Origin of the sequence: Gilliamella sp. BG1 (assembly GCF_046635625.1) — a bacterium.
Classification (GTDB): domain Bacteria; phylum Pseudomonadota; class Gammaproteobacteria; order Enterobacterales; family Orbaceae; genus Gilliamella; species Gilliamella bombi.
In genome coordinates, this window is the sequence record NZ_JBIDFG010000021.1 from 20,661 (window position 1) to 27,247 (window position 6,587).

Consider the following 6,587-nt stretch of genomic DNA (forward strand, 5'->3'; position numbering starts at 1 on the left):
ATGGTTTCTCGGCTTCAGGAGCTTTCTGAGTTGATTTTTCAACTTCAGGGGATTCTTGAGATGGTTTCTCGGCTTCAGGAGCTTTCTGAGTTGATTTTTCAACTTCAGGGGATTCTTGAGATGGTTTCTCGGCTTCAGAGGCTTTCTGAGTTGATTTTTCAACTTCAGGGGATTCCTGTGTTAAATGAGATCGGTTAATTTGTTGTTCAAACTCATTGGTTATGCTATCTAGTGATTCCAATTTTTCTTCAAATTGCAATTCTCTACGACGGTTCATTAGTTGTTCTTGCAAAGTAGCAGGTTTTAATATTATCGGTAAATTATGAACTGCCACCGATTCAATAACTTTTTCTTTAAATTCTTTACTCCCGTTTATTTTTAATTCATTACCGTACTTATCTATTGCTAGTTCTAAAAACGTTTTTATATTTTCGGGAGTTTGCATGTCTTTCGAAATCAACATTTGATTTCCAACATCAGTACAAACTGTTTTACCATCAGCTAATCGTTTATATTCTATATCACCATTTTTCTTTTTAGCTATCCCTAAATTATTTAACTTCATTACCTCCTCTAGGGCTTTAGAAGTAAATGTAAGTCCATACTCTTTATCTTTCGATTTGTTTGTTTGCTTTTGTTGTTCTTGAAGATGCCGTTGAACAATTGTTTGTTGCTGTCTGAAATTATCACTAAAATTGATTTTTTCTTCAGCAGATGAGATTCTTCCAAATTCATTGCCTAAAGCAATATTCAAACTTTCTTTAAATGCCATATTACTATCCTCTAATGCGTTGTTAGTATATCCACTTTGTTGAAATAAAGACTTCTCGAACTCCACTCTGTAAGTAGCCATTGTTTCAATTTGATTTATTCTCTCTTGTCGTTGCATAGCTCTAAAAGAAGCTATTGCTAACTCTTGATTACGGATCTTAGGTTCAGAAAAACGACTATAAATACGTTTTTTTTCTCCTCTATACAAATTTCGATTATCAACATTTAAATTATGTAATACAAACTTAATATTTTTTTCAAATTGACGTACTTCAAAAGTAAACTGACTAATATTTTTCTGAATATCTATATCAATATTCTGTTGTTTAATACTTTCTTGATTATCGTAAATATAGGACAAAACTAATTTAGCTTCTTTCCATTCAATATTAAGATATTTAGTTAGAAAATCAGAAGCGTTTAAATTAAGTTTTTCCACTCTAAACCTAGGGCTACCGTCTTTAGCATAAGTTACAACGTGCTTTTTTGGATCTATTGCATAAACTTTCTCTAAATGTTTTAAAAAAAGATCAGGATCTATGTTCTTCCTTATTTCTGCGAATTTATTTAATTCCGCCTTTTTTTCTTGTTCTGACTGGTGGCTTTTAGCCATGAACGACAAAGTATTAGATTCACCAAATTTAGAGACATTTTTACCTTTATTCTGTTCCGTTGCTTGGAATCGTTCAAATTCTGTATTAAATGAACGTTTTTCAATGTCTTTATCAAAAACGTTTTTTGAATATTTCTTGCTAGGTAAACCTCTATTAATTTGAGAAAATGAGCGGTAAGATATTTTTCTTTTTATTCTTCTTCTATTAACTCTTGTTCGCTTTGATACAGTCCGTCGCAATTTGAAATTATCACTGGATTTTCTGTTTCGTAAATAAGCGTGTTCATCTTCGGACAAAAAACTTTCAACATTTCTGCTTCTTTGATTTTTTCGGTAAACCATATCGCTATAGGACAAACTTGACACGCTGCTTGCCTTTCTGGAAGTAGCCCTTGATTGTCGCTTTTTAGCATAAGTAAGGTTGGACTTGTAATCTCTCTTTCGTCTGTTCTTGTGAAGATATCTACCTTTTCGGTACTTTTGGTCATATTTAGCCTCTCTATCAATAAGTAATTGAGCTTTCTTTTCTGGATCTGCTGTAGCATATAATTTACGGAAAGATTGAGTAGCAAAATGAACGTGTTTGATTTCTCTACTAACTCGATGCTTCCATTCCAAAAGATCTGCATTGATTTGTTCAATGTCTGGTTTGTTATAGGGTAATATTTTATTTTTAATAAAGCTTTCTTTAAAAACGGGATGATTTAAATTAGTGAATTTTTTATCACCCTCAATTTTTACGGCAAAATACTGATTATTCTTACCTTTATTTCTTACTTTAATATCACCAAAATTAGCTAATCTGGCTTGAAACTCAGAAATAGTATTTATTTTTCCACTCGCTATTTCATCAACAAGCAAATTCTTAAAATTATGTTGTTTTTCACCGAAAAAATCCCCCTTGATTCTAGATAAAACATTAGCATAATGCATATCTGCATTTCTAACATAATCTTTTGGTGTGGCAAGATTGTATTTATAGTTAATAAATTCCTGAATTGAATCTAAATAACGAGTATTCTTGTCAACTAATCCAACAGGTGATAATTTATTAAGAGTTAAAAGATTAACTTCAGGTATAACTATATGAATATGAGGTTTACGAACTATCATCTTACCTGTCCGTTCATCTTTAATTCGTTTAATTTTTGGTAAATGAGCTTCAGCGTAGAAATTAAATTCATCATCAGAATAAGCTGACATTAGCAGTTCCCGATAATCCTTAACAATATCTTGTAGAGTGTCATTACTTATGTCATCTTCACGGAAAGAAAGAGAGATATGTAAATAACGCTCCTGTCCTTTGTTTTCAATCGAATTTATAATTCTATCTGTAAGAGCAAGATCACCCTCAAGGATAACTCGTTTATCAAGTTCATCTCTCGACAAAGTGCGACCTTGCTTAATACCTTTTTCTAAGTATTCAGCTATACCATTGTTTCCACCGCCGAATCTAACTATCATCGTGTAACTGTAACCTTTTTAGGTTATCATTTATGTTGATTAAAAGATTGATACCTTTCTTAAACAAATCATTGGAAATAGTACCTCTCTTATTTGCAGAATTAAAATGTTTAGCCAGTTGATTCATATTATTTCCCAATTTATTTATTTCTCTTAGCAAATAACGATAATCAACAGGTTTTCTCTCATTAAAAATAACATTTATTTTTTTTTCTTTAGATAAAAATAACTCCCGAAAGAATTCAGACGAACTTTTGTTACTCTTTTTTAAAAGTTCCTCATAAGGTCTATATTGTTCATCAGTAAGCCTAAAACTGATCACTTTCGATTTATTATTTTTCATATTAAAAGTTAGCCTTTGAAAGCTCGTAGAGATTAAATATTAAAAAGGCTAACGCCTTTACCTTATCACCGCTAAGCGGTGGGGTTTAAAAGGGGTTTCCCCTTTTGCACGTCGATTTTATAAAATACGTAGTATTTTGTAAACATCGCTGTCGTGCCTATCTTTTTCTATATAACCAAAGGTAGATAGCAAATAGATAGCAAATAGATAGCGAATAGATAGCGAATAGGTAGCGAATAGGTAGCGAATAGGTAGCGAACAATTAGCAATTAGATAGCAAATAGATATCAAATAGATAGCGAATAGATAGCAAAAAAATTTTTTTCTAAACTTTACAAGTTTGTATCGCTAAACTATACTTATTCTGATTAAAAAAGAGAGGTTAAAAGTGAATAAGGAAGAATTAGATGAAGTTTTGTTACCAATAAAGAAAGCTCTAAGAGAAAGGATAAAAAGCAGAGGAATGCTTCAAGCTATTATAAATAGATATATTCAGGAAATTAACTATTGCATAGCTCAAAACGTAACTATCCGTTTAATTCACAACAATTTATTTCCCGATAATGACGTAAGTTTTATTCATCTAAAAAATTTAATCCATCGGGCAAGAGATAAGTTCGCCAAAAATAGGACTAAGGAGGCAACAAAAGATTTAATAAAAGAAGATGATTTTACTCAAACTAACGTATTTAGTTCTTTAGCAAAAAAAGAAACACAGCCAATTCATAATAGTAGCAGTGATCAAGAAAGTGCTGAAGAACGATTAAATAAATTACTTATGCAGAAAAAACAAAATGAGGCTTAACAATGAAAACAAATAGTATAAATATCGTATTGCAGGGAAAAGGCGGAGTTGGGAAATCTTTTTTATCATCGATGTTAGCACAATATTTTTTAGACTTTAAAAAAGTAAAAATTAGTGGAGCAGACACCGATCCAGTAAATAATTCTTTTTCTAGCATCAAAAAAATTGGAGCAACACAAATTGAAATTTTAAAAAATGGTTCAATTATCCAATCAAAATTTGACGCAATTTTTGAAACAATAATTAATGAACAAAAAACAACTTTCGTCATCGATAATGGTGCATCCACTTTTGTACCTATGATGAAGTACATTAAAGATAACGATATTGTTTCACTTTTTGATAACTTAAATCGTCCAGTTTATATTCATACTGTTATTGTGGGTGGGCAATCGCAAACAGACACATTACAAGGCTTGATGAGTTTATATGAATTATTATGCGATTCTTCTAACGTTAAACTTGTGATCTGGCTTAATGAATTTCAGGGGGCTGTTGATATACCCGAGGGTTACAAAGAGCTTGTTATTGATAAAACAGAAGCCGTTATTGTAATTAAAAACCGCAATTCAGATGCATTTAACGATGATTTAGAAAAGCTGACTAAAGCACGCATGACAAATGAAGAAGCACAAAAAAGCACAGAATTTGGGCTAATGTCAAAAAATCGATTAAAGAAAGTATTTACTGAAGTTTATGAGCAATTAGATCGCTTATATGATAAAAAAAGTGAAGACAAATCTGAATAACTAAATATAGTTCGCCATGTTGAACATGGCGAACTAATACAAAGGATAAGCAATATGACTAATAATATAGATTTAATAAACTCAGTGGAAGAAAAAAGGGAAGAAGTTAAAGAACAATTCGGATTAAGTGATGAAGAATTTAACATCTTAATCAGAAATGTTATTTTAGATAGCTTTGACAAACTCAAGATTAGATTAAGTGCAGATGATCCTATTTTTGCTGTTATTTTTGCACAAAAAAACGTAATGGATTATTACTCAATAATGATTACAAACTCATTGAATAATATACCAAAACAGATAGGAAACGCAATTGATAGTCGCCTAAATGAATTAAGTGAAAATATTCAACTTGTAGGCGAAGCATTCGATAACGAATTAACAGAATTCAAAAAAGAATTTAGTACTCAAACTTTAGAACTAAATAATCAAATAATCGCAGGATTCAATTCATTTATAGATAAAAAAGTAACAGAAATAAAAAACACTTTAGAAAGCACAAATCAGCAAACAAAACCACTTTTTCAAAAAGAAAAAGAAAAACAAAGCAAATTTATAAACATCATTTTACTTGTGCTTATTTTATTAAATTTAACAATAACGGGAATAGTTTTTTATTCAACAACCCAAAATAAAGGATATATCGAAAAAGAAAAATCTTACTTAACGGGTCTATTTAAAGCTTTTGAGCAAGTTAAAAAAGAGTTGCCAGAAAAAGAGGCAAATAAAGTACAATCGATTGTAATTGATGCAATTGATAAAGAACTTAAATCAAAAAAATAAAAAGGAGGGGGGATTTGATAATCATATTATTAATTTTTAGTTTTGTTTGCTTATCACTTTCTTTATTTTTATCTTGGATGCTCTATAAAAGACAAAGACAATGTTATCTATTTATGATTTTTTTGGGAATATTATCTTATTTAGTAATTTTAGAATTAGGATCAATACATAACTGTATAATCTTATCTATTTTTCTTATTATAATCTTATTAGCAACCATAAAAATTTATAGCATTAATATCAATAATGAATATAACAAAAAAATTTTAAAATATATGAAAGCAGATTATAAAAAATTTTCCATAAAAAACAAGTCCTTGTAAAGGAGGGGTATTATGTTTTTTTCTATTGGTATTGAAACGGCGAAAGATAGGAAAGCTTACGGCATTGTCGTGCCTGCATTATGCAATGAAAAATATAGTTGTTATTCTGCTGCCGACAAACAAAGTGATATACCAACAATGGCAACAGAAGCTATCTTGTTAACTGTACAAGATATGATTGAATCGGGCGATTATGATATTAAAAATATTCATAATAATCATACTTCATATAAAAATAATAACGAATATGAGTATTGCGACAAATGGATCATTATTGATGTTGATTTGAGCAGATTATAAAAAAAGCCCTTTTAAGGGCTTTTTTTTATTGTTCATCTTTTAATAATTGTAGATCTTGGATTTCAAGATTTTCATTCTGATTTAAAATATCAATAGTCCCTTTAATTCCTGCTTTTTTATTAAGTAAATACTCGTTAATATAAGATAATAAAATGGTGAACTCTTTACCTGTTAAAGGCTGGGCTTTGATTGGTTTTTTATATTCAAAAGAATAGATAATAGCATTAGCATAACTTTGTAAATTTATCATTTATTTTTTCCTCTATTAAGAGATTAGATTACTAAAAAGCCCTTACATTAAGGCTTAGTTTCGTTGTTCGGTTAACCTTTCAACTTGTAATTATTATATAAAATAACACGTAAAAACGCAAGTAAAAAAACAAATAAAACAGCCTTTTTATTCCGTTTGCTCAAAAAACAACCAAAGCAAAAGTAG

7 protein-coding genes are annotated in these 6,587 nt (G+C 29.9%); 4 read left to right on the forward strand and 3 right to left on the reverse strand.

The features are described from left to right. Positions 1 to 2,848 (reverse strand): LPD7 domain-containing protein (locus tag ACGH80_RS10780; protein WP_411631128.1); only part of this gene is annotated, 2,848 nt, incomplete at its 3' end. Then, positions 2,838 to 3,191, reverse strand: coding sequence for a plasmid mobilization protein (locus tag ACGH80_RS10785; protein WP_411578856.1), 354 nt, complete (start codon positions 3,189 to 3,191; stop codon positions 2,838 to 2,840). The genes ACGH80_RS10780 and ACGH80_RS10785, both read right to left, overlap by 11 nt. Before the next feature lie 388 nt (positions 3,192 to 3,579). Between ACGH80_RS10785 and ACGH80_RS10790 the strand changes: the two genes are divergently transcribed. The 4 genes from ACGH80_RS10790 to ACGH80_RS10805 all read left to right on the forward strand — a co-directional run bounded on the left by ACGH80_RS10790 (position 3,580) and on the right by ACGH80_RS10805 (position 6,151). Continuing rightward, positions 3,580 to 3,996 carry a hypothetical protein gene (locus ACGH80_RS10790; RefSeq protein ID WP_411578857.1) on the forward strand — a complete coding sequence of 139 codons (417 nt, stop codon included), beginning with the start codon at positions 3,580 to 3,582 and terminating at the stop codon, positions 3,994 to 3,996. A gap of 2 nt (positions 3,997 to 3,998) precedes the next feature. Further along, complete coding sequence (locus tag ACGH80_RS10795; RefSeq protein WP_411578858.1) at positions 3,999 to 4,745, forward strand: conjugal transfer protein TraL; 747 nt, start codon at positions 3,999 to 4,001, stop codon at positions 4,743 to 4,745. 54 nt (positions 4,746 to 4,799) lie between these two features. Further along, the gene (locus tag ACGH80_RS10800; RefSeq protein WP_411578859.1) at positions 4,800 to 5,528 is read left to right on the forward strand and encodes a hypothetical protein; all 729 of its coding nucleotides are present in this window, start codon (positions 4,800 to 4,802) and stop codon (positions 5,526 to 5,528) included. Between the two features lie 335 nt (positions 5,529 to 5,863). Further along, complete coding sequence (locus tag ACGH80_RS10805) at positions 5,864 to 6,151, forward strand: type II toxin-antitoxin system HicB family antitoxin (protein WP_411578860.1); 288 nt, start codon at positions 5,864 to 5,866, stop codon at positions 6,149 to 6,151. 25 nt (positions 6,152 to 6,176) lie between these two features. On the opposite strand, the gene ACGH80_RS10810 is transcribed toward ACGH80_RS10805, so the two are convergent. Further along, a complete protein-coding gene (locus ACGH80_RS10810; RefSeq protein ID WP_411578861.1) occupies positions 6,177 to 6,401 on the reverse strand; it encodes a hypothetical protein in 225 nt (74 codons plus the stop codon). Positions 6,402 to 6,587 lie beyond the last annotated feature (186 nt).